At 61.6% G+C, this 22,335-nt stretch carries 19 protein-coding genes; 5 read left to right on the top strand and 14 right to left on the bottom strand.

All coding sequences use genetic code 11. The features are described from left to right. Positions 1-47: 47 nt before the first annotated feature. Positions 48-1,304, top strand: coding sequence for an RsmB/NOP family class I SAM-dependent RNA methyltransferase (locus ACP7AP_RS08635; RefSeq protein ID WP_426033798.1), 1,257 nt, complete (start codon positions 48-50; stop codon positions 1,302-1,304). On the opposite strand, the gene ACP7AP_RS08630 is transcribed toward ACP7AP_RS08635, so the two are convergent. From ACP7AP_RS08630 to ACP7AP_RS08620, 3 genes are read right to left on the bottom strand one after another with little or no spacing between them, the layout of a single operon-like run. After that, positions 1,301-2,041: an SDR family NAD(P)-dependent oxidoreductase gene (locus tag ACP7AP_RS08630; RefSeq protein WP_426033797.1), complete on the bottom strand. Its 741-nt coding sequence runs from the start codon at positions 2,039-2,041 to the stop codon at positions 1,301-1,303. The two genes, ACP7AP_RS08635 and ACP7AP_RS08630, sit on opposite strands and share 4 nt — an antisense overlap. A 5-nt stretch (positions 2,042-2,046) precedes the next feature. Next, complete coding sequence (locus ACP7AP_RS08625; RefSeq protein ID WP_426033796.1) at positions 2,047-2,796, bottom strand: DUF1365 domain-containing protein; 750 nt, start codon at positions 2,794-2,796, stop codon at positions 2,047-2,049. Next, positions 2,793-4,094 carry an NAD(P)/FAD-dependent oxidoreductase gene (locus ACP7AP_RS08620; RefSeq protein ID WP_426033795.1) on the bottom strand — a complete coding sequence of 434 codons (1,302 nt, stop codon included), beginning with the start codon at positions 4,092-4,094 and terminating at the stop codon, positions 2,793-2,795. The genes ACP7AP_RS08625 and ACP7AP_RS08620 overlap by 4 nt, the downstream gene beginning before the upstream one ends. Positions 4,095-4,268: 174 nt before the next feature. Between ACP7AP_RS08620 and ACP7AP_RS08615 the strand changes: the two genes are divergently transcribed. Together ACP7AP_RS08615 and ACP7AP_RS08610 are read left to right on the top strand one after the other, a co-directional pair. Further along, the gene (locus ACP7AP_RS08615; protein WP_426033875.1) at positions 4,269-4,826 is read left to right on the top strand and encodes a sigma-70 family RNA polymerase sigma factor; all 558 of its coding nucleotides are present in this window, start codon (positions 4,269-4,271) and stop codon (positions 4,824-4,826) included. 9 nt (positions 4,827-4,835) lie between these two features. Then, complete coding sequence (locus ACP7AP_RS08610) at positions 4,836-5,498, top strand: ChrR family anti-sigma-E factor (protein WP_426033794.1); 663 nt, start codon at positions 4,836-4,838, stop codon at positions 5,496-5,498. 29 nt (positions 5,499-5,527) lie between these two features. Here the strand turns inward: ACP7AP_RS08610 and ACP7AP_RS08605 are convergent, their stop codons facing one another. From ACP7AP_RS08605 to ACP7AP_RS08555, 11 genes are all read right to left on the bottom strand, one after another. Beyond that, positions 5,528-6,043 (bottom strand): HutD/Ves family protein, encoded by a 516-nt coding sequence (locus tag ACP7AP_RS08605; protein WP_426033793.1) that lies wholly within the window; start codon positions 6,041-6,043, stop codon positions 5,528-5,530. A gap of 20 nt (positions 6,044-6,063) precedes the next feature. Beyond that, a complete protein-coding gene (locus ACP7AP_RS08600; protein ID WP_426033792.1) occupies positions 6,064-7,239 on the bottom strand; it encodes a DNA recombination protein RmuC in 1,176 nt (391 codons plus the stop codon). Continuing rightward, positions 7,236-9,083: a DNA mismatch repair endonuclease MutL gene (mutL, locus tag ACP7AP_RS08595; RefSeq protein ID WP_426033791.1), complete on the bottom strand. Its 1,848-nt coding sequence runs from the start codon at positions 9,081-9,083 to the stop codon at positions 7,236-7,238. Before mutL ends, ACP7AP_RS08600 begins: the two co-directional genes overlap by 4 nt. A gap of 44 nt (positions 9,084-9,127) precedes the next feature. Then, complete coding sequence (locus ACP7AP_RS08590; RefSeq protein ID WP_426033874.1) at positions 9,128-10,432, bottom strand: M16 family metallopeptidase; 1,305 nt, start codon at positions 10,430-10,432, stop codon at positions 9,128-9,130. 8 nt (positions 10,433-10,440) lie between these two features. Continuing rightward, positions 10,441-11,790 (bottom strand): M16 family metallopeptidase, encoded by a 1,350-nt coding sequence (locus ACP7AP_RS08585; RefSeq protein WP_426033790.1) that lies wholly within the window; start codon positions 11,788-11,790, stop codon positions 10,441-10,443. A gap of 77 nt (positions 11,791-11,867) precedes the next feature. Next, positions 11,868-12,389: a DUF3035 domain-containing protein gene (locus ACP7AP_RS08580; protein WP_426033789.1), complete on the bottom strand. Its 522-nt coding sequence runs from the start codon at positions 12,387-12,389 to the stop codon at positions 11,868-11,870. Between the two features lie 56 nt (positions 12,390-12,445). After that, positions 12,446-12,943 (bottom strand): signal peptidase II, encoded by a 498-nt coding sequence (lspA, locus tag ACP7AP_RS08575; RefSeq protein ID WP_426033788.1) that lies wholly within the window; start codon positions 12,941-12,943, stop codon positions 12,446-12,448. Position 12,944: 1 nt separating this feature from the next. Further along, entirely contained in the window at positions 12,945-14,531 is a 1,587-nt protein-coding gene (gene purH / locus ACP7AP_RS08570; RefSeq protein ID WP_426033787.1) for a bifunctional phosphoribosylaminoimidazolecarboxamide formyltransferase/IMP cyclohydrolase, read from the bottom strand. Between the two features lie 16 nt (positions 14,532-14,547). After that, positions 14,548-16,287 carry a heparinase II/III family protein gene (locus ACP7AP_RS08565; RefSeq protein WP_426033786.1) on the bottom strand — a complete coding sequence of 580 codons (1,740 nt, stop codon included), beginning with the start codon at positions 16,285-16,287 and terminating at the stop codon, positions 14,548-14,550. 233 nt (positions 16,288-16,520) lie between these two features. Then, the gene (locus tag ACP7AP_RS08560) at positions 16,521-17,657 is read right to left on the bottom strand and encodes a saccharopine dehydrogenase family protein (RefSeq protein WP_426033785.1); all 1,137 of its coding nucleotides are present in this window, start codon (positions 17,655-17,657) and stop codon (positions 16,521-16,523) included. Positions 17,658-17,669: 12 nt separating this feature from the next. Next, positions 17,670-18,722 carry a saccharopine dehydrogenase gene (locus ACP7AP_RS08555; RefSeq protein WP_426033784.1) on the bottom strand — a complete coding sequence of 351 codons (1,053 nt, stop codon included), beginning with the start codon at positions 18,720-18,722 and terminating at the stop codon, positions 17,670-17,672. Between the two features lie 171 nt (positions 18,723-18,893). On the opposite strand from ACP7AP_RS08555, the gene ACP7AP_RS08550 reads away from it, so the two are divergent. Further along, the gene (locus ACP7AP_RS08550; protein ID WP_426033783.1) at positions 18,894-21,398 is read left to right on the top strand and encodes a hypothetical protein; all 2,505 of its coding nucleotides are present in this window, start codon (positions 18,894-18,896) and stop codon (positions 21,396-21,398) included. After that, a complete protein-coding gene (locus ACP7AP_RS08545) occupies positions 21,392-22,219 on the top strand; it encodes a glycosyltransferase family 2 protein (RefSeq protein WP_426033782.1) in 828 nt (275 codons plus the stop codon). The genes ACP7AP_RS08550 and ACP7AP_RS08545 overlap by 7 nt, the downstream gene beginning before the upstream one ends. Positions 22,220-22,335 lie beyond the last annotated feature (116 nt).

Raw genomic sequence — 22,335 nt, 5'->3', positions numbered from 1 at the left:
ATCCCACTTGATATACGGCCAACCGACACATTCTCAAGAGGCGGCACATGGCAGAGGCAAACGCAGGTTTAAGCGCACGGGCCGCCACTTTGGCGATCCTCTCGGCGATCATGGAGGAAGGCCAGACCATGGCCGTCGTGCTTGCCAACAAGAACGGTGCGCTGAAAGGCGTCGGCCCACAAGACCGCGCCCGCGCCCAACGCCTTGCTTTGCAAGTCATCCGCCTGCTGGAACCGATTGACCGACTGTTAGAGCCACATCTGCGCAAGGCCCCGCCCTTGGCCGTGATGAACATCCTGCGGCTTGCCGTGACTGAACTCCATGACGGCACCGCTGCGCATGGCGTGGTCAACGCCGCCGTGGAACTCGCCCGCAAGGCTCAGAAAACCAGCCATATGGCGGGCCTGATCAACGCGGTTTTGCGTAAAATCCCCCAAGGCGCGCCACTCACTGGCCCCGCCCAACTGATGCCGCGCTGGCTGCGCCAACCACTGGTTCACGCTTACGGGCGCGAAACAGTCACCGCCATCGAAACGGTCCAAGCCAAAGCCCCGCCGCTTGACATCACCCCACGCGGCGAAACCCTGCCCGAAGGCACGCGGCTTCCCACAGGGTCGATCCGCCTCACAGAACCTGGCCAAGTCTCCACCCTGCCCGGCTACGCCACGGGCGATTGGTGGGTGCAAGATGCTGCTGCCGCTTTGGCTGCCCCGCTGCTCGCCGCCAAACCCGGCGAGAAAGTGCTTGATCTCTGCGCCGCCCCCGGTGGCAAGACCTTGCAACTGGCCAGCACCGGCGCGCATGTCACCGCGTTGGATATTTCCGCCCCCCGGATGGAAAAACTGCGCGAAAACCTGACCCGCACCAAGCTACAAGCCAAAATCGTCATCGCCGACGCCCTGCATTGGCAACCCGAGCATCTGTTCGACGCGGTGCTTTTAGATGCGCCCTGCTCGGCCACTGGCACCATTCGTCGCCACCCGGAACTTCCCTTCCTGAAAGACGGATCGGAACTGGCCGAACTCACTGCGCTGCAAGCGGCGCTGATCGACCGCGCCTTGATGTTCCTGAAACCCGGCGGGCGTTTGGTGTTCTGCACCTGCTCGCTTTTGCCCGATGAGGGCGAGGCGCAGTTAACCGCAGCTTTGGCCCGCCACCCCGGCCTGAACGTGCAACGCCCCAACCTGCCCGGCATCGACCCCGCATGGATCACCCCGGTAGGCGGCCTCAGACTGCGCCCCGATTACTGGCCCGACCTCGGCGGTATGGATGGCTTCTTCATAGCAAGCCTGACGCGGACTTAAGCCTTTTTGCCCGCGAACAAACGGTAATACAGCCAATCCGGCAAAAACTGACTGCCCCGGAACAGCCAAGAAAACACCATAGGAAAACTGCGCTTGAACCGCCCCGACTTCATCAAAGCCAGCATTTCCGCCGCCGCCTGTTCAGGCTCCATCAAAAACGGCATTGAGAAATCATTCTTCGCGGTCAGCCGCGTGCGAATAAACCCCGGATTGCCCAGTTGCACCCGCACGCCCGAGCCGCGCAAATCCGCATACAGGCTTTCCGCCAAAGCCATCACCCCCGCCTTGCTGGCCGCATAACCCAGCGCGCCCGGCAGCCCCCGAAATCCCGACAACGACCCGGTGATCACCAGATGCCCCGACCCGCGCGCGATCATTTCAGGCAACACTGCGCCCACCACCCGCGCAAGGCCGGTAAGGTTCACATCGCACATCGCCTCTAGCTGCCCGGCATCCACCGCCTGCGCGGTCATCGGCCAGTAAACCCCGGCCACAAACACCATGCCATCGACCGCGCCCACCTCTGCCACCGCAGCAGCAACCGAAGTCCTATCAGCCACATCCACCGTCACCGCCCGTGCGCCCGGCACCTTGTCGCAAGCCTTCGCCAGCCGCGCCGGATCGCGCGCCGACAAAATCACCTGCGCGCCCTCGGCAGCCAACGCTTGCGCCAATGCCAAGCCCAAACCCTCGCTTGCCCCGACCAACCAATACCGCTTGCCTGAAAACGACATCATAATCCCTACCGAGAAATTTCATCATGTGGCGGGGCAGGCGGGTTGCGAAACTGTGCGCCTTTCCAGCGCAGCTTCAGTGCCTGCCAATAGGTCAAAGCCAGCACGCGACGCGATCCAAATGGCCGCCGCAAACATGCCAAAAGGATCGTCCGATTGCTCAGCGGCACCCGCTGCCCGGTTAATGTGGCGATCAAACCGCCATTCCCCGCCGAATAGTCGATCCAGATGCCAATCTTTTCTGGCGTGATGTCAAACCGAAAGCGGTAACTGCCCTCGACGGGCTGAAACGGCGAGACATAGAAAATCTTCTGCGCGCTCACGGTATCGTCGCGGGTCAGCGCCGCCACATCATCGCGGTGGCACAAATAGCAGTGCCGCTGACCAAAGGTGTTCGAAACCTCGGCGATCACCACGCGCAAACCGGTGGAATCGCTGCATAACCAAAACGACACCGGATTAAACACATGCCCCAACACCCGTGGCTGGGCCAAAAGCAAAATCTCGGATGCCTCTGGCAAACCCGCTTCCGCCAACACCTGCCGCACCCAGGCCACCCCACGCCCGGCTTTTGGCGCGCCACCATGATCGACATCATGCAGCGACGTCAGATTGCCACGGTTGCGCGAAAACAACCAAGGCCCGCGTGCAGTTTCCAGATTGAGCAACACATAATCAACACCGTAAGCGAAACGGTTTTTTATACTGCCGCGCCGACCGTGAAAGGTCGTACCCGCGATATAGTCTACGTCACTCATCCAGCCAGAACCCGCGTCGCGTTCGGTTGTGCGCGCATCACCTGCACCACATCGACCGCGCTGGCAAAGCCATCCTCATGGAAGCCATTGCGCATCCACGCGCCGCAGAACCAAGTGTTATGCGCACCGTTCATCGCCCGAATATCCTTCTGCGCCCGCAATGCCGCCCCATCATAGACCGGATGCCGGAACGTCACCTGATCATAGATCAATTCCTGCCGAATCGGTTGATTGGCGTTCAGCGTCACAAACAGCGGATCATCCTGCGGGATTGGCTGCAACGAGTTCATCCAATAGGTCAGATCAATCTTGTCTGGCCGCGCCCCCTTCGGCTCGGTGTAAACCCAAGACGACCAGCACTTGCGAAGACTTGGCATCACATTGGCGTCGGCGTGCAGAATAGCATGGTTCGGCTGATAGCGGATCGCAGAGAGGGCGGTGGTTTCGGACTCGGTCGGATCAGACAACAACCGCAACGCATCATCGGAATGGGTGGCAAGGATCAGATCATCAAACAACTCCCATTCCCCGCCCTTCGCGCGCACCAGCACACCATCAGGCAGGCGCTTGATGCCACTGATGGGGGTAGCCAGCCGCAACTCGACCCCATGGCGTTGCAGATTGGCGGACAGGCGATTGACGTATTGGACAGAGCCGCCCTGAACCGTAAACCATTGGTGTTGGTTCGATATTTGCATCAACGCATGGTTTTGGAAGAACGAAATCAACGCCTGCGCCGGGAAGTTCAGGATGTCTTGCGGCGGGGTGGACCAGATCGCGCCCGACAGCGGCAGGATGTAGTAATCGCGGAAATACGGGCCGGTGCGCAGCGCCTTAAGCAAACCACCAATGGTCATCTCGGGGTCGTCGGCAAGCCCTGCGGCGTGTGTGTTGAAATGCGTGATGTCGCGGCACATGCGCAGGAAGGCGGGACTTAACAGATTACCGCGCTGCGCAAATAAACTGTCCAGATCGCGCAGAGCATACTGCAGCCGACCGCCGTTGATTGAAGCGCCAAAGCTCATGTTGCTGGGGGCGATGGGGACGTTGAGGCTTTCGAACATTTTCAGCAGGTGCGGATAGTTGACCTTGTTGAACACGATAAAGCCGGTATCGACGGGTTGGTCGCCGCGTTTCCCGGCCAGCACGGTGCGGGCATGACCGCCTAAGCGCGGCTCGGCTTCAAACAGCACCACGGCGTTGTCGGGCGCCAGGTGATGTGCGGCTGCCATGCCAGAGACGCCGCCCCCGACGATGGCAATCCGGCGGGGCGCTTGGCCGAAAGTCTCGAAGGGCATGGGGCGTCCTGTGTTGCTAGTGTGATTGATACGCGGATGCGCGCGCGATGGATCATCTTTAGTTGTGATCCAGATACGCAACCCCTGCGTAAAAGTTTCATGTTGCTTGACCTTGCCCTTCATGCGCCCATCTATGGGTCAATGCCGCCGCCGATGCGGGTGGTTTTGCGTGGAATGGGTAATACCGTGATTGAGATCGTGACCGAAACCGACTTTACGGCGCTTATGATCGCTGTGCGGGATCGTCAGGATAAGGCTGCCTTCGCGGCGCTGTTCCAGCATTTCGCGCCACGGGTGAAGGGATTCTTGATGAAATCCGGCACCGATGCGGCTTTGGCCGAAGATTGTGCGCAGGATGTGATGGCGGTGCTGTGGCAAAAGGCAGCGCTTTATGATCCGGCGCGGGCGTCGGTGGCGACATGGGTGTTCACCATCGCCCGCAACCGCCGCATTGATGTCGCCCGCAAGGCGCGCAGGCCAGAGCCTGAGGCGTTGGATTGGGGGTCGGATGTCGAGCCTGATCAGGCCGATATCTATGAGGCCGGGCAAGAGACCGCGCGGCTTGTGGCTGCAATGCGCGATCTGCCCGAAAAGCAACGCGCGCTGATCCAACGGGCGTTTTATGGTGATCTGTCACATTCCGAAATCGCGGCCGAGACGGGTCTGCCCTTGGGCACGATCAAATCTCGGATCCGGCTGGCGCTGGACCGTCTGCGCCAGAACCTAAGCTGAGGCATCTATATGAGTATCCGTCACCACCTGTCTGACCCTTTGCTGATGGCCTACGCGGCGGGAAACCTGCCCGAGGCGTTCAGCCTTGTGGTCGCAACCCATGTGTCGATGTGCGACAGCTGCCGCGCGCAGCTGGCCGCGTTTGAGGCTGTGGGCGGCGCCGTTTTGGAAGGTACGGTGTTGGAAGGCGCAGTGTTGGAAGGCGATGCGGTGGCTATGGCGGATGGCGCTTTAGAATCGCTGCTGGCGCGACTGAGCGTGCCAGATACAGCCAAACCGTTGGCAAAACGTGGTGATTTTCCGGCACCTTTGCTGGATTATATCGGCGGTGGTCTGGCAGAAGTGAAATGGCGCAGCTTGGGGATGGGGGTGCGGCAAGCGATTTTGCCCACTGCCAAAGGTGCAACCGCGCGGCTTTTGTATATCCCGGCGGGACAAGCCGTACCCGATCACGGTCATCGCGGCACCGAGCTGACGCTGGTTCTGCGCGGTGCCTTCCGCGATGCCGCTGACCGCTTCGGGCCGGGCGACGTTGAGGTTGCCAATGAAGATTTGCAGCACACGCCCGTAGCCGAGGCGGGCGAGGCTTGCATTTGTCTGGCAGCCACCGACGCGCCCTTGCGGTTCAGCGCCTTGATCCCACGCCTGTTACAGCCGTTGTTTCGGATTTGATGCAGCGTTTGGTGCGTGCGTAACGCAGCCTACCGATACAACCTGACCGCGATGACTTGCCCGCCTAAGGCGCAAGGTTGATCTGTAAGGATCAGATCGTAGCGTGCCATCGCCATCCCGTTCGCAGTAGCTTCACTCAAAGCGAAAACCGCCAGCATATTGCCACCAGCAAGCTGCGCAGCCCCAGTGATAACCGCCACTTCGGGCCGCGCCAAATGCCGCGCGGTCATCACGTTGAAATCATCCGATGCCGCGCTGACGCTTTCGGCACGGATCGGAATATCCCCCGCAAAGGCCACCGGAACCAACGGCTTGGCGACAAGATGCAGCCCGCCGCCCACCAGATCAAAACCCGGCCCGGTGATCACAGTCAGGTTGCGCTCGATCCCCGGAAAAAGTGAAAAATCGCCATTCTCCACCACCGAAGCCCGCGAAAGCCGCCACAGCAAGCCGCCTTCTTCAACGCGCAGCATCTCCACCGTCACGCCTTTGCCATTGGCCCAAGGCATGGTTTTGTAATCGGCGGGGGTCAGGTGGCGGATCATAGGCGGATACTCTGCTAGGGTTATTCTGCGGCCTGCGGCCCTGAAAGCGGCGTCGGATCGCTCGCTTTCACGTCGACCGGGGCAAGTTCCTCAAAATCGAAATTATCCAACCGCGCCGCACGTTTGCCTGCGCGCTCGGCTGCGGTTGAGATGCCATCCAGATCGGCACGGGCCTGGTTGAAATGCGTCGATAATTTCTCAACCCGCTCTACCACCAGTTCCACATCGCGGTGCAACTGCCGCAAAGTCATGCGGATCGCCCCCGCCTGTTCGCGCATCCGCGCATCTTTCAGCACCGCCCGCATGGTGTTCAGCGTCGCCATGCAGGTGGTGGGCGAGACGATCCAGACCCGAGCCGTAAAGCCATCGCGCACCACTTCGGGGAAGTTGGCGTGCAACTCGGCGTACACGGCTTCCGAGGGGAGGAACATCAGCGCCCCATCAGCGGTTTCGCCGTCGAGGATGTATTTCTCGGAAATCGCCTTGATATGCACCCGCACCGCCGCGCGCAGTTGCGCTTGGGCTTCGGTCACAGCACGCGGATTGTCGGCGCGGCGCAAAGCCTCATACGCCTCTAGCGGAAACTTGGCGTCGATCACGATCGGGCCGGGTGGGTTGGGCAGGTGGATCAGACAATCGGCGCGCTTGCCGTTACTAAGGGTCGCCTGCATCGTATAAGCGTCCGAGGGCAGCGCCTTTTGCACGATGTCATTCAACTGGATTTCGCCAAACGCCCCGCGCGCTTGCTTGTTCGCAAGAATGTCTTGCAGGTTCAGCACATTGCCCGACAGTTTCTCGATATTGGCTTGGGCTTTGTCGATGGTCAGCAGGCGTTGCTGCAACTCGCCCAGGCTGTGCGCGGTGCGGGTCGCGGTGCCGTGCAGGCTTTCGCCCATCGCGCGCTGCACTTCGGCCAGACGCTTTTCCATCAGTTGCAGCATGGCGGTTTGGGCGTTGGTTTGGGTTTCGCTGACATGATGCAAGCCCCCCGCAAGCCGTTCCTGCCCCTCGCCCAAAGCCTGCACCCGGCTGCCCAACCAACCCATTTCACGCATTAAAGGTGCGGCCATCGTGGCAGAACGGCCAGCGGCACGCAGGATCAGGATGAGAAGCAGCGCAAGCGTCAGAACAGCCCCGCCAATCAGCAGAACCTCGGGCGCGTTCCACGCATAGGTTTGGCCAAAAAGCGTGATCATCTGCGCCCGAAAAGCCTTTCGATATCATGGAGTTTTAACTCCACATAGGTTGGCCTGCCATGGTTGCACTGGCCGGAATGCGGGGTCGCCTCCATCTCGCGCAGCAGGGCGTTCATCTCCTCGGCGCGCATTTGGCGGCCCGAGCGGATCGAGCCGTGGCAGGCCATGCGGGACAGGATCGCCTCCATTTTGGTTTGCACCGATTGGCTTTGGCCAAGGTCGCTGAGTTCGTCCAGCACATCGCGCAGCAAGGCCGCCGCCGAGACATTGCCCAGAATAGCCGGGGTTTCACGCACGGCGATGGCCGAGCCGCCGAAGGGCTCAACGGTAAGGCCGAGGGCAGCGAGGTCTTGGGCTATGTCGAGCAAACGGGTGGCGTCGGAGGGGGAAAGCTCTACGATTTCGGGGATCAGCAGGGCTTGGGCCTTGATGCCGGTTTCCGCCATCTGACGTTTCAGCCGCTCGTAAACCAGCCGCTCATGCGCCGCGTGTTGATCGACGATCACCATGCCGGTGGCGGTTTGGGCGATGATGTAGTTCTCATGCACCTGCGCACGCGCGGCACCAAGCGGCGCGTTGATGGGGTCTTGCAGGACGGGCTCAAAGCGCGCGGAGGGCGTTTCGGCGAAACCCGAAGCCTCAAGTTTTTGCGGCTCTGGCGCTTGATAGGCGTAGGCGCGGCCCAGGCTAGCGGGGCTGGGGCGGTCCATTTGGTAGATGCGCGGATAATTCAGGCTGGTTTGGGCCACTGCCTCGGGGCGCATCGCGGCCAAAGTGGCATCGGCCACCGTCGTGCTGGCGCGGTGGCCTGCCCCGCTTAAAGCCGTGCGCAACCCGGTGATGATCAGGCTGCGGGCGGCTTCGGGCTCGCGAAAACGCACCTCGGATTTGGTGGGGTGGACGTTCACATCCACCCGCTCGGGGTCGCAGATCAGGTTGAGGACGGCTGCGGGATGGCGATCCCGGCTGAGGAAGTCGTAATAAGCGACGCGGAGAGCGCCCAGCAAAACGCGGTCAAGCACCGGGCGACCATTGACGCAGACGAATTGCTGCACCGACGAGCCGCGCGAATAGGTCGGCAGGGCTGCGTATCCGGTCAGGCGCAGACCGTCACGCTCGACGTCGATTTTCAGGGCATTGTCGATGAAATCGCGCCCCAAAACATCGGCAAGGCGGCTGTGCAGTGCGTCGAAGAAATCCCCCGATTGGGGGTCGGCGCGGAAGATGGTGCGAGGGCCATTGCCTTCGGTGATTTCCGTCAGGGTGAAGCCAACCTGCGGCTCTGCCATCGCAAGGCGTTTGATCACCTCGGCGATGGCTTGGGCTTCGCTGCGGTCGGTGCGCAGGAATTTCAGGCGGGCCGGGGTGGCGTAGAACAGGTCGCGCAGTTCAACGCTGGTGCCACGGGAGGCTGCGGCGGGACGGATTTCGGCTTGGCGACCGCCTGCGACGGTAAGGCTTGCGCCCTCAAAGCCCTCGGCGCGCGAGGTCAGGGTGAGTCGCCCGACGGAGCCCAGGCTAGCCAGCGCCTCGCCCCGGAAGCCGAAAGAGCGGATGTTCAGCAAGTCTGATCCGTCGATTTTCGAGGTGGCATGGCGGGCGATGGCGAGGGGGAGGTCTTCCGGCGTCATGCCGCAGCCGTCGTCGCTGACCCGGATCAACATTTTGCCGCCTGCGGAATATTCGACCGCTATGCGCTTAGCACCTGCGTCTAAAGCGTTTTCGACCAGTTCTTTCACGGCAGAGGCCGGGCGTTCCACCACTTCGCCCGCCGCGATGCGGTTGATGGCGGCTTCATCCAAAGCGCGAATGATGGGGCGTATGTTGGGGGCACGCAGCGTCATGCCCCCAGTTCTAGCAGGCTGTGCGGAAAACCTCCACAGATTCGCTATTCGTTCTGAACGCCTGTCGGTTGGCCCACCACGATGAAATGCAGATCCTCGGGTTTGATCAGGCGGGCGGCGACACGCTTGACGTCCGCCAGCGTGACCGCTTCAACGCGCGCGTTGCGGGTTTTCGGATAGTCGGGCGGCAGGCCGAGATCCTGCATCCCCACCAAGATCGACGCAATCGTGTCGTTGCCGTCGAACCGCAGCGGATAGGCCCCGGTCATATAGGTTTTGGCGTTGGCAAGCTCATCCGCCGTGACGCCATCCTTGGCCACCTTTGCCCATTCAGCCCGGATCACCTTGATCGCCTCGGCCACCTTTTCATTGCTGGCCTGAAACTGGCCCACCAGCACTTCGGCATGGTCATAGGCGGCCAAGCTGGTGCTGACGCCATAGGTGAGGCCACGTTTTTCGCGCACTTCGGTCATCAGGCGGGCTGAAAATCGACCGCCGCCGAGGATTTCGTTCAGCAGGCTGGCGGCGAAATAGTCGGGGTCCGAGAACTTCATGCCACCTTGACCAAAGATCACCATCGACTGCGGACCGGGGAAATCTTGCACGGTGATGCCGCCCTTAAGCTGCAACGTCGCGGGTCCGGGTTGTGGCGCACCTGTGGCGGGCAGATCGGCCAGCAGTTTATCCAATAGCACGCCCAGATCGGTGGCAGAAATGTCCCCTGCAGCGGCGACGGTGATGCGGTCACGCGCGATAGCGTCTTTGAAGGCTTGCAGGATGTCGTCGCGGCTCAGCGCGGTGACGCTTTCAATCGCGCCGGAACCGTCCGAGCCATAGGGATGGTCACCAAAACTGCGGGCGCGTCCGAGATTTCCAGCAATCGCGCCGGGGTCTTTGGCGTCCGAGCGCAGGCCAGACAGTACCTGTTCACGCACCCGGTCCACCGCATCTTGGTCAAAGCGCGGCTTGGTCAAGGCATCATGCAGCAGGGCCGAGGCCTGATCCCGGTTCTCGGTCAGGAAATGGCTGGAGACCGAAACGCCATCCTGATCGCTGCTGAAATGGAAGCTGGCGGCAAGGCCATCGCGGGCGGCTGCAAAGCCTTGGCTGTCAAGATCGCCCGCACCTTCTTCGATCAGCGCCGTCATCAGGTTGACCGCGCCACGCTTGCCCGGCGCATCCAGCGAGGTGCCACCCTTGAAGCGAATTTCCAGCGCGGTGAAGGGGATACCATGGTCTTCGACCAGCCATGCCTTGATGCCACCCGGAGAGGTGACGGGCTGGATATTCACCTCGGCGTGCAGGGGCGAGGCCAAGGCCAGCAGCACGGCGGCAGCGCGCCAGAGCATAGGGATATTCATTGTGCGGCCTCCTTGGTGGTCAACCAGCCGGTCACGGCCTGATCGCGGTTGAAGACCAGCTTGGCTGCGGCCATCACATCTTCGGGTGTCACGGCTTGCAACACATCGGGCCAATCCTGCACATCCTTGACCGAAAGCCCAACGGCGAGGGCTTCGCCATAGCTGCGGGCCAATCCACCTGCATCGTCGCGGGCATAGATCTGGCCCGCACGGATTTGGGTTTTGATGCGGGCGAAATCATCGGGGTTGACGCCATCTTTCATGAATTTCGCGATCACCTTGTCCATCGCAGCCTCGGCATCCGCCAAACTGACGCCCTCGGCAGGCACCACAACAAGGCCGAAGGTTTGCGGATCAACCGAAACACCATCGTAATAGGCCGAGGAATAAACCGCGGTTTGGCTGTCAAACTGCAAGGCTTTGGTCAGCACCGAAGTGGTGCCAGAGCCGCCGAGAAGATCGGCCAGCACGGCCAAAGCAGCGGCTTGTTTCTGATCGCCGGGGTTGCGCTCGGGGGCGAGATAGCTGCGCGCGACATAGGGTTGCGCCACCCGCTCATCCGCCAGCACCATGCGACGTTCGGCGAGTTGCGGCGGCTCTTCAGGGCGGTGGCGCGGCTTGATTTTGTCCGAAGGCGGCAGCGGGCCGTAGTATTTCTTGGCCAAAGCCAGCACAGCGTCCGGCTTTACATCACCCGCCACGATCAGGATGGCGTTGTTGGGGGCGTAATACGCGCGATAAAAGTTGATCGCATCATCCCGGGTCAGGCCCGCGATTTCTGCGCGCCAGCCGATCACCGGGATGCCGTAAGGGTGGTTGAGGTATTGCGCCGCCGACATCTGCTCTTGCAGCAAGCTGCCGGGATCGCTGTCGGTGCGCTGGCCGCGTTCTTCCAAGATCACCTGACGCTCGGTCGTCACATCTTCTTCCGACATGTTCAGATTGACCATGCGGTCGGATTCCATCTGCATCATCAGATCAAGCCGATCTGCGGCAACCCTTTGGAAAAACGCGGTATAATCCTGCGTGGTGAAGGCGTTGTCATCGCCACCCTGCTTTTCGACCGTGGCGGAAAACTCGCCCGTCGGCACTTTGGCGGTGCTCTTGAACATCAGATGTTCAAAGAAATGCGCGATGCCGGAATGGCCTGCGACCTCATCAGCGCGGCCGATTTTATACCAGACCATCTGGGTGACAACAGGGGCGCGGTGATCTTCGATCACCACCACCTGCAGGCCGTTGTCGAGGGTGAAACTGCTGACCGTGTCGGCGCTTGCGGCGAAAGGCAAGTTGGGCAGCGACAGGGCGAAAAGGCCGAGCATAGCGCGGCCAAGGGGGCGAAGCATCGCGGTCCTCCGTGGATTACAGGACATACGCTAACCGCAATGCCCGCCCTGCGAAAGCCGGGGCAACGGGGTTGTGATCACTCGCCCTTGTTGCGCGGTGGGGCCGAGGGGGTGCGCGCACCGGCTGCTCGCCAACGTGCCAATTCGGCGTGCTGGTCCAGCGACTGTTTGGCATAGGCCTTGTAATAGACATTCAGGTTGAACAGGCGCTCCAACGGGCGGCCATTGTTTTTCTTGCGGAATTCCAGATCTTCAGCCGCCAAAGTCGCCCGGATACCGGGGGTAACGCCCTGCCGGGTGGCGTAATTGTAGAGCCCCGCATCGCTGACGCCGCTGGTGGCCGCGGGTTTGCCGCCCAAAGCGGTGATGGCGTCGCCTTGCGGGTTCGGATCGGTCAGATTGGCACCGCCCGGCGTGGGGGCGGGCAGATCGGCAAGCGAGACCGGCAGTTCCAAAGCTTTCGGCGGCAGAATTGCGAATTCATCCGGGCCGTTGCTGTCCGAGCGCAGATTCATCAGATCGGGCGCCTTTTCGCTGCAGGCCGCAAGCGCCAACAACGCTGCGCCCGCGAACGCGAGAACCACCTTTGCTGATCGCATATTGCTGCCTCCACCAAGCTCTACCATCGCCGTCTTAGCCTATGATCCCGCCCGCGTCACGGGGTCTTTCGCCGCTTGGCGCGGGTTGGCTTGGCAGATTTGCCACCAAACACCACCAAACCCAAGGCACCTGCGAAGATTGCGATGTCAGCGATGTTGAACGAATAAGGGTTTTCATACCCGCAGCACGACATCGTCAGAAAATCCGCGACATAGCCGTAAGCGATGCGGTCGACCACATTGCCCAAAGCGCCACCGATCAGCAGCCCGCCCGAGATCATTGCCCAGTTGCCGGGGCGCTCGCGCCGCAACCAGACCAGCACCCAAGCCGAGATCGCCACAGCCACAGCGATCAGCACCCAGCGCATCAGATCGGCGCTGTTGGCGAACAGGCCAAAGTTGACACCGCGATTCTCGGCCCAGCGGAAGTTCAACAGCGGATCAAGCACCTCGATTTCCCCGCGCTCCCTGATGGAAAGCAGGCGAATGACGCCGAGTTTGCTCAGCTGATCCAGCAGAAAGACGATGATCGCGGTGATGGAAAGCGCGCGCATCCTAGTGCCGGAAATGCCGCTGATCGGTGAACACCATGGCAAGGCCCGCCGCATCCGCCGCCGCAATTACCTCATCATCGCGCATCGAGCCGCCGGGTTGGATGATCGCCGTAGCGCCTGCCTCCGCCGCAGCCAACAGTCCGTCGGCGAACGGGAAGAACGCATCCGACGCCACAACCGACCCCACCGTGGGGCTTTGGCTTAGGCTCAAAACGTCGGCCATATCATCCGCTTTGCGCGCCGCGATACGAGTCGAATCAATCCGGCTCATCTGCCCTGCCCCCACACCCACCGTCGCGCCATCCTTCACATAAACGATGGCGTTTGATTTCACATGCTTGGCAACTTTCCACGCAAACATCAGATCGGCAAGTTCGGCTTCGCTCGGTGCGCGCTTTGTCACCACTTTCAAATTGGCGACAGTAACGGAGTCGGTGTCGCGGTCCTGCACCAGAAACCCGCCAGCAACCTGCTTGAACGCCAAAGATTTCTCGGCAGGGTCCGGCAGGCCCTTAGTCGTCAACAGCCGCAAGTTTTTCTTGGTTGCAAAGATCGCCTTGGCCTCATCGCTGGCCCCCGGCGCAATCACCACTTCGGTGAAAATCTTCACGATCTCCTCAGCGGTTTCCGCATCCAAAGGCTGGTTCAGTGCCACAATGCCGCCAAACGCCGAAGTCTGATCGCAGGCATAGGCCCGCAAATACGCCTCTTTCAGCGTGCCAGCCTTGCCCACCCCACAAGGATTGGCATGCTTGATGATCGCGCAAGCCGGACCTGCCCCCGCAAACTCTGCCACCAATTCAAACGCCGCATCGGTGTCGTTGATGTTGTTGTAGGACAACTCCTTGCCCTGCCATTGCTTGGCCGTGGCCACGCCTTCGCGCTTCGATCCATCGGTGTAGAACGCCGCCGCCTGATGCGGGTTCTCGCCATAGCGCAGGCCCTGCGCCAGCACGCCACCGAAAGACTTCGAGCGTGTAAACGACTGCCCCAACTGCCCCGACAGCCAGCCCGACACAGCGGTATCATATGCAGCGGTGCGAGAATAAGCCGCCAAAGCCAGCTTCTGCCGAAACGCCAAAGTCGTCGCCCCGTCATGCGCGCGCGTCTGGTCAATCAGGCCCGCATAATCCGCAGGATCGGTCACAACAGTCACAAAGCGGTGGTTCTTCGCAGCCGCCCGAATCATTGCAGGCCCGCCGATGTCGATATTCTCGATGCAGGTGTCATGGTCGGCACCTTTGGCGACGGTTTTCTCAAACGGATAAAGATTGACGATCAGCAGATCAATCGGCTCGATCCCATGCGCCGCCATCGCCAGCAGATGCTCGTCATCATCGCGCAACGCCAACAATGCCCCATGCACATTGGGGTGCAGGGTTTTGACGCGGCCATCCATCATCTCGGGAAAGCCCGTCACATCAGACACATCGCGCACTTTCAACCCTGCGGTGCGCAACATGCCGCTCGTGCCGCCCGTGGAAATCAACTCCACCCCCTGCGCGGCCAGTGCCCTTGCAAGGTCCAGCAACCCGGATTTGTCGGAGACAGAAATCAGCGCGCGGCCAATGGGAACAAGATTGGTCATGTCAGCCCCTAATAGGTCAGATCGGCACCGGCATCTCGTCGCGGTCCAGATCCCGGATGGCCAGCGGAGTATCCTGTGCTTTCGCCAAGGTCCAGCCGATCCGCGTCTCCAACTCTACAGCACGCGCCGAAAGCACGATCTGCCGCGTCGGGCGCGGCTTCAAGCGGCCTTTTTCCAGAAAAACCGAAGGCTCCAGCGTCAAAGCAGCAAACCCATCATGCCGGAACACCCAGATTTCGCCGCTTTTCAAGGCAAGCGATATCGCAGACCCACCCATATCCAGCGCCGCATCGACATCCGGGTGCAAATGGAATCGCACGCTGAACGCAGCGCCCTGCAACTGCGCCTCATTCATCAACCGCTCAAACCGCGCCCGCTCTGCCTGCGTCCGCGCGGTCAGCGCATCCAGCCCCGACAGTTTACGCCCATTCGTCGTCAGCAATAACTCCCGCGAATGCGTCAACCCATGCGTCGCCGACCACCCCGAATGTGCCATATACAAATGCAGCCCATCCGCCTGTTGCCCCTGCCGCAACGACGTGACCTGCGCGCGGTCCACCAAAGCATCCTGCCCAAACGCGAGCCGTGGCCCCGGCTTCAAGCGGCTGGATGAATACCCCTCCACCGCCAAAGTCGCATGCGACGCCGTAGCCCGCCCCGCCTGCCGCCACTCCGTCCCAAACGGCGCACCTGATCCGCAATTCACAATCACCGGATGCCGCCCCGAAGTCAGCTCAAACGCCGCCGTTGAGGCATGCGCCCACATCCCCGCAGCCCCCCCCGGCGGCCGCGCCGCATCCACAATCACCGTGGTGCGGGCTTCCGCCAGCCGCGCAAACCCCATCGCCAACCCCAGCCCCACACCCGACCCCGGCTTCACCCCGGTCGCCGCCAGCGCCAGATCCAACCGCCCCTCCAGCCCCCGCCCGCCACCATGAAACCGCGCCAGCCCACCATCGGCATGCCGCAGCGCCCGCAACGAAGGCGCAATCCGCTCCAACGCCGCAATCAGCGCAGGCGGCGTCACATGCCCCGCCTCTGACAACGCCTGCTCGGCCCAAGTCAGCAGCGTGAACACCTCCAGCAATTCCTCGGGGTTCCGCGTCGGAATCCCGCCCATCGCGTCAATCTCACGCCCACATTCCACCGCCAAAGCCGCCACCGCAGGCCGCACCCGCGCCTCCATCCCGGTCAGCGCAAGCCCTGCATAAATCAGCCCGGTCAGTGCCTCAAACCGCGGCAGCCCCGGTGCCGCATAGGCCCAGCGCCGCGACAAGAACACCACCTGCGCTGACAGACTGCGGTAATACGCCTCCGACTGCGCGCCACCGCCACCCTGCAACAACAGCAGCGCATGATTGATCCAGCGGATCAGCCGCCGCCCCGTCAGATCTGGCGTCCACCCCGGCCCTTGGCCCCGACCAAACCGCGCGATCCAACCCCAAGTCCAGTCCTGCGCACGGGTCCGTGCCGCAAAATTCCCCAGCGCGCCCAAATCATCCAGCCACAAAAACCCCTGCACCTCGGCATCCGCGCCCGGATCGTCCAAAGCGACATCCCAGATCGACGCCCCCGGCGCTTCCACCAACTGCCCGGCAAACTGGAAATTGCCCGCCACCAACTGCCGCCCGCGCGCATACAAACCCACCGAGCGCGGCTCTGGCTGCGAGACAAACCCGGTCGCAGCCGCTGCCCGCAAAGCGCGCCACATCGCCAGCCGATTGCCAAGGCTTGCCCTGCCGGGGGTGCGTGTCATCGTATTCCTGTAACCTGCCAGCCCGCTTCAGCGCGGATCATTGGCACACAGCATAGCGCCGCCGTGCCACTATGTCACCCGCCGCAGCGATTGCTCTTTCTGAAATACTCCCCGCGGAGCGTTCAACCGCCGACCCAAAAGCCAAGACCGGGCATCACACCCGGCCTTTCAACCTAGCACCAAAGCCGCCGCGTGCCCCCTCGATGGGGGCCAAGGCGGCACCCCCGTTCAGGTCAGTGCTGCACCCGCTCCATATACTGCGCCAGCCCGCGCACCTGACCCAGCCAGCTTTCCAGCAGCTTCGGGTCATGCGGCGCACCATGCACCCCCACCGCAATCTCGCGCTTCATCACCGATTCCACCGCGAAAGACACCGGAGTCGACACCAGCCGCGCCATCGCTGATCCGCGCGCATCGCCCCAGGCATCCATCGCCCAAGTCTCGTGGAACACCGGGCGGCCATCGCGCTCTGCCTTCAGCGACACGAACAAGATCACCCGATCCGGCTCACCCGGCGCATAGGAATTCTCGGCGACAAACTGCGCCGCCATTTCCGCCAACCGCGCATCACCGCTTGGGCCTTCCAACGTCTCAATCTCGCGGAACACCGGGGTCCATGCGTCTTGCCAACCGTTCAACCGGATGGTGCCACGCACAAAATCCTTGACCTTCCAATCGGGATCAAAGCGGTAATCCTGCATGAACGGATAGGAATCGCGGTTGGGATAAACCTCAAAGCTTTCCGGCTGCGGCAGCGGTGCGTCATATTTGGTGATAGCATCCCAAGGCCGATTGACCCGTAGTTCCGAAAAATTCCGCAAACTGCGTGAAGGTGAACGCAACGCCTTCAACACCCCCAGCGGAGCCCAGGAAAACTTGTAGCGGAACGGGTTCGGAATTTTCGGCACACCGCCGCAATAGCTGGTGAAAGACAGCACGTTATCAACGTGATAGGCTTTGGATGCGCGATACCGCGCCACCAGATCATGCGCCATCAGATGGTCAATGCCGGGGTCCAGACCGACCTCGTTCACCGACACCAGCCCGGCATCGCGAAAGGCTGCGTCCAAAGCCTTCATCTCCGGCGCGATATAAGACGACGACACAAAATGCGCGCCCTTGTCCAGACATGTCTGCGCAATCGCCACATGCTGATCCGCAGGCAGCATCGAAATCGCGATGTCACCCGGCTGTAAAGCACCCGCCAAAGCCTCCAACGAATAGGCGCGAATATCCGCGCCCAGATCGCCCACCGCTTCCTGCGCCTTCTCAACCGTGCGGTTCCACACCACCACCTGATGGCCATTCTCAATCAACCGCCGCAACCCCGGAGCCGAGGACAAACCCGTGCCGCACCAATGAATCGTCATAGTTTCTCTCCCTTACAGGCTGGCAGTATGGCGGGCATATTCCGCCGCCGCACGGCCCCAAACCCCAGAATTCAGATCACCCAATGTCGCCAAAGAAGCCAACAACTGAGCCGCATAATCTTCGCTGCTTTCCACCGGCAACAGTGACGGCAGGTTGTCAATCGCGGTGACATCCAGCACCGGGTTTTCCGCCACCCGCAACGCCGGCGCGTCCCATTCCGTCACCCGATCATACACCTTGATCGGTGAGAAATCTGATGTCGGATCGCAGGCAATGTCACCAATCACCGTCAGTTTGCGCGTGGTATCCTGCTTGGCCGAGGCGGGCACGAACACCGGGCAACCGGGGCGGGCAAGGATACAGTTCAGGAAAATCTGATGCTGCAAGATTTGCGGGAACGGCCCACCACTGGCAGTCTCCGCCTGATCCCACTGCGTCACAGCAATATCCAGCGCCGCACACAGGTCAGACGCCCCGGTGCCAACCCGGCCCAAAGCCCCGATCACGATGGCCTTCGGCAGCTTGAAATCCGCCAGTTCCGCCTCCAAATCCGCCAACAACGCCGCCTTGCCGGGATATTTCGCCACAGGTCCGGCAATGCCGCCGCGCTGCTGCGCCGCCCAGCATTTCAAGCTGACAGCCGCCCCCGCATAGCCCGCCCAATAACCAAACGCCGCCACCCGGCGACCATCTGCCCCCACCAGATATTCCAGGTCATACAAAGTGCCGCCACCCGCCTTGAAGCGCTTCAAAAGCACCAGCCCCGCAGGCTGGCCCTTATAGGCATGGCCGAACATGATGTGACGATGGGTCAGCGGCGTACCATCCTCGGGCAACTCTTTCAGCCCAAAGATAATCGCATCAGCAGGCGCCTGCGGCCAAAGATTCTCCGCCGCAATCTCACAGCCCGCCGCCCGATAGCCCTCAATCCCAATCGCACGAACCGAGCTTTCCTCGACCGTCACCCGGATGCCCGCGCGGATCAGCGCCGCCGCCCCCTCCGGCGTCAGCCCAACGCGCTCCTCATTCGGGCGCTGCTCTGCCCGGACCCAAAGATGCGTCATGCCAATCCCTCGCGCTGTCACCGTTTGGCGGCTGAATACCAGATCACAGCCCAAGAAACAGGGGCCGCGTGGCCCCACGCCTGAATTTCGCCCAAACTGCGACGTAGGGGTCGTGGCAAGGCGGCGACATTCCGGCTATCGTTACCGCAAACCGTTTCAAAGAGGCACCCGATGTCCCTGCTCTCGTTGCTGACCGATGTGCTGTTCATCGGCCATTCACTGGTCGGCCCCACCCTGCCCACCGTGCTTGACGCCACCTTACGCGAGATGGGCCAGCCCTCGGTGGTGCAGGCCCAGATCATCAATGGCTCCTCGCTCGCCTACAACTGGGACAATTCCGCCAATGCCGAAGGCGTCGATGCCAAAGCCCGCCTGAAAGCCAAAGCGACCGATGTGCTGATCATGACCGAAGCCCAGCCTTTGGCGGGCCAAATCCAATACAACGACACGGCGGGCTATGTGGCGAAATTCTCAGCCCTCGCCCTAGAATCCAACCCGCACACCCGGCTTTACGTCTATGAAACCTGGCCCAGCCTGAACTCGGGCCCCGGCAATATCACCAAAGACGACCCCGACGCAGGCATCCCGTGGCGTGAACGCCTAGCACTCGATTTGCCGCTGTGGGAAGGTGTCGTCGCAGATGCCTCGGCCAAGGCAGGGCATGAGGTCAAGCTGCTTCCCGTGGGCCAAGCGATGGGGCATCTGGCGGATGAGATCAAGGCGGGCCATGTGCCGGGGGTCAGCGATATCAAAGAGATGTTCGTCGATGACATCCACCCCAACGGCAAGGGTTTGTATTTTGTCGCCATGGTGCAGGCGGCAGCGATTGTCGGAAAAAGCCCGGAAGGCATCCCCGCCAAAGTCACCCGCGCCTGGACGTCGCGCGATGCGGTGATCACCCAAGAGCAGGCCGAGGTATTTCAGCGCATCGCGTGGGAGGCGTTGGAAGCCTATATTCCCGGCAAAATCGCCGCCCAAATCACCCCCGCACCCACGCCACAACCCACCCCCACGGCCATCCCGGACGCCCAAGACCCGCCCTTCCCCGCTTTTAAGCCCATCACCAACACCCACCTTGCCCTCGGCCTCGCAGGCGTCAACGATTGGTCCGTCCAGCAACCGTTCCTCAACCTGATGAAAACCGCCCGGCCTTGGATCGGCCATCTACCCGACCAGTTTGGCGGCTGGGCCGAGGCTGATCTGGCAAAAGCCGGGGCCTTGGGGCCAAACGGCTGGCCCACAAAAATCCCGCCCGAACTGGCGAAAATCTCCACCCTGATCCTGACCGATCTGCCCGAGGATGCCGCAGGCGTCGCGGGCCGCTACCAGTTGACCTACCAAGGCAAAGGCACCCTGAAAGTCGAAGGCCGCGCGCAGGTGGTTGAAGAAACCCCCGGCAAAATCCTGTTCGACTACACCCCCGGCGCAGGCCTCGTCGCCGTCACCCTGCTGGCCTTGGACGCCACAGATCCGATCCATGATATCACCGTCGTCCGCGCCTCCCGCGCGCAGGCTTTGGCAGATGGCGCAATCTTCAACCCCGATTGGCTGGCCCGCATCCGGGGTGCCCGCGGCATCCGCTTCATGGATTGGATGATGACCAACGATTCCACCCTCGCCGACCCCAAAGATCGCCCGAAACCCGCAGATTACTCCTACGCCCGCAACGGTGTGCCGATTGAGGTGATGGTGGCTCTGGCGAATGAATTGAAGGCCGATCCGTGGTTCACCCTGCCGCATCTGGCCTCCGATGATCTGATCCGCACCTATGCCCAGATTACCCATGACCAGCTAGACCCGAGCCTTAAAGCTCAGGTCGAATACTCCAACGAAGTCTGGAACTGGCAATTCGCCCAAGCCCGCTGGGCCGAAGAACAGGGCATCGCGCGCTGGGGGCAGGACAAGACTTGGGTGCAATTCTATGGCCTGCGGGCGGCACAGGTGATGGCGATTTGGTCGGATGTGTTCAAGGACGCCCCCACCCGCCTGACACGGATCGTCGCGGTGCAAACCGGCTGGCTGGGACTAGAGGAGCAAATTCTCGACGCGCCTTTGGTGGTGGCTGAAGGCCTGCCGCCGCCCGTCGCCAGCTTTGACGCCTATGCGGTGACGGGCTATTTCAGCGCGGAGTTGGGTGGGGATCAGAAATTCACCAGTGTGAAGGATTGGCTGAGGCAATCGGCAGACGCGGCGCGCAAAGCAGCGACCGATGCCGGATTGAACGGCACCGATGCCGACGCCTTCTTCGCCCAACACCGCTATGATCTGGCCGACAAACTGGCGGGCCAAGAACTCCGCGATGGCTCTGTCACAGGCAATCCGGCCAACAGTCTGACGCAAGTGCTGGCCGAAACCCTGCCCTATCACGCCGCCATCGCCGCTGACCGGGGACTGAAACTGATGATGTATGAAGGCGGCAGTCATGTGGTGGGCTATGGCTCGGCGGTGGATGATGAGGAGTTGACGGCGTTCTTCACCCATTTCAATTTCACGCCAGAAATGGGCGGGCTTTATGCCGAATTGCTGGCGGGGTGGCAGTTGATCAGCGATCAGCCGTTCAACGCATTTGTCGATGTGTATCGGCCCGGAAAATGGGGAAGCTGGGGCGCGCTGCGGCATTTGGGCGATAGTAACCCACGCTGGGATGCTTTGGCGAAGGGCTGCATCACGTGCTGATCCCTCGGCTAAGCGTGATCATTCCGGCCAGCAACGAGGCGGGGTATATCGGCGCTTGTTTGACCGCGCTGTTTGCGTCCAGTCCGATCAATGCAGAATGTATCGTGGTTGCCAACGGCTGCCGCGATGCCACCGCAGCGGTGGCGCAGAGCTATACCGCACAGGCGCAAGCGGCGGGTTGGGCGCTGACGGTGCTGGACTTGCCGCAGGGCGGCAAACCCAATGCGCTGAACGCGGGCGATCAGATCGCCAAGGCGGCACTGCGGGCCTATCTGGATGCAGATGTGATTGTCTCGCCCAATCTGATGGCCGAACTGATCACAGCGCTTGATGGCAATGCCCCGCTCTACGCCACCGGAACCGCCCGCATCCCTTGCGCCAAAAACGCTGTCACTCGTGTCTATGCAAGGTTCTGGCAGCGCCTGCCCTTCGCGCAAAGCCCAGCGCCTGGCTATGGCCTGTTCGCCACCAATGCCGCTGGTCGCGCGCGCTGGGGGGATTTCCCCGCGATCATCTCGGACGACACCTTCGTGCGGTTGCAGTTCAAGCCGGATGAGAGGGTGCAAGTCGCTGCGACATATCAATGGCCAATGATCGAGGGCTTTGCCGCACTAACGAAAGTACGCAGACGCCAGGATGCAGGCGTGGCCGAGATTAACCGGCTTTACCCCGGCCTTCTGGCGCGCGAAGCCAAAGCCCCGCTCAGCAAAGCCCGCCTTCTGGCACTGGCCCTGCGCGATCCCGTGGGTTTTACCATCTACGCCACCGTATCACTCGCAGTGCGCCGAAAATCGGGCAAAGAGTGGGCGCGCGGTCGCTAACCGACTGTGGCTAATAACCGACTGTGGCTAAAACGACGCCTACCACAACATATTGTGGTCAAAATTTCGACAAACACAAGTCTCTCCCAGCGGGGAAGACTTTCGCCAGTCTCAAA

It is taken from the genome of Cypionkella sp. TWP1-2-1b2 (assembly GCF_049896245.1).
GTDB lineage: Bacteria > Pseudomonadota > Alphaproteobacteria > Rhodobacterales > Rhodobacteraceae > Cypionkella.
This window is presented reverse-complemented; position numbering and strand designations above follow the sequence as displayed.

Bases quoted from the DNA above. Each gene is read 5' to 3' on its own strand.
- ACP7AP_RS08550 (WP_426033783.1), top strand. From the start codon at position 18,894: ATGTCCCTGCTCTCGTTGCTGACCGATGTGCTGTTCATCGGCCATTCA.
- ACP7AP_RS08610 (WP_426033794.1), top strand. From the start codon at position 4,836: ATGAGTATCCGTCACCACCTGTCTGACCCTTTGCTGATGGCCTACGCG.
- ACP7AP_RS08555 (WP_426033784.1), bottom strand. From the start codon at position 18,722: ATGACGCATCTTTGGGTCCGGGCAGAGCAGCGCCCGAATGAGGAGCGC.
- ACP7AP_RS08625 (WP_426033796.1), bottom strand. From the start codon at position 2,796: ATGAGTGACGTAGACTATATCGCGGGTACGACCTTTCACGGTCGGCGC.
- ACP7AP_RS08565 (WP_426033786.1), bottom strand. From the start codon at position 16,287: ATGACACGCACCCCCGGCAGGGCAAGCCTTGGCAATCGGCTGGCGATG.
- ACP7AP_RS08560 (WP_426033785.1), bottom strand. From the start codon at position 17,657: ATGACGATTCATTGGTGCGGCACGGGTTTGTCCTCGGCTCCGGGGTTG.
- ACP7AP_RS08590 (WP_426033874.1), bottom strand. From the start codon at position 10,432: ATGCTCTGGCGCGCTGCCGCCGTGCTGCTGGCCTTGGCCTCGCCCCTG.
- ACP7AP_RS08615 (WP_426033875.1), top strand. From the start codon at position 4,269: ATGGGTAATACCGTGATTGAGATCGTGACCGAAACCGACTTTACGGCG.
- ACP7AP_RS08605 (WP_426033793.1), bottom strand. From the start codon at position 6,043: ATGATCCGCCACCTGACCCCCGCCGATTACAAAACCATGCCTTGGGCC.
- ACP7AP_RS08585 (WP_426033790.1), bottom strand. From the start codon at position 11,790: ATGCTTCGCCCCCTTGGCCGCGCTATGCTCGGCCTTTTCGCCCTGTCG.
- ACP7AP_RS08580 (WP_426033789.1), bottom strand. From the start codon at position 12,389: ATGCGATCAGCAAAGGTGGTTCTCGCGTTCGCGGGCGCAGCGTTGTTG.
- ACP7AP_RS08635 (WP_426033798.1), top strand. From the start codon at position 48: ATGGCAGAGGCAAACGCAGGTTTAAGCGCACGGGCCGCCACTTTGGCG.
- ACP7AP_RS08600 (WP_426033792.1), bottom strand. From the start codon at position 7,239: ATGATCACGCTTTTTGGCCAAACCTATGCGTGGAACGCGCCCGAGGTT.
- lspA (WP_426033788.1), bottom strand. From the start codon at position 12,943: ATGCGCGCGCTTTCCATCACCGCGATCATCGTCTTTCTGCTGGATCAG.
- mutL (WP_426033791.1), bottom strand. From the start codon at position 9,083: ATGACGCTGCGTGCCCCCAACATACGCCCCATCATTCGCGCTTTGGAT.
- ACP7AP_RS08620 (WP_426033795.1), bottom strand. From the start codon at position 4,094: ATGCCCTTCGAGACTTTCGGCCAAGCGCCCCGCCGGATTGCCATCGTC.
- purH (WP_426033787.1), bottom strand. From the start codon at position 14,531: ATGACCAATCTTGTTCCCATTGGCCGCGCGCTGATTTCTGTCTCCGAC.
- ACP7AP_RS08630 (WP_426033797.1), bottom strand. From the start codon at position 2,041: ATGATGTCGTTTTCAGGCAAGCGGTATTGGTTGGTCGGGGCAAGCGAG.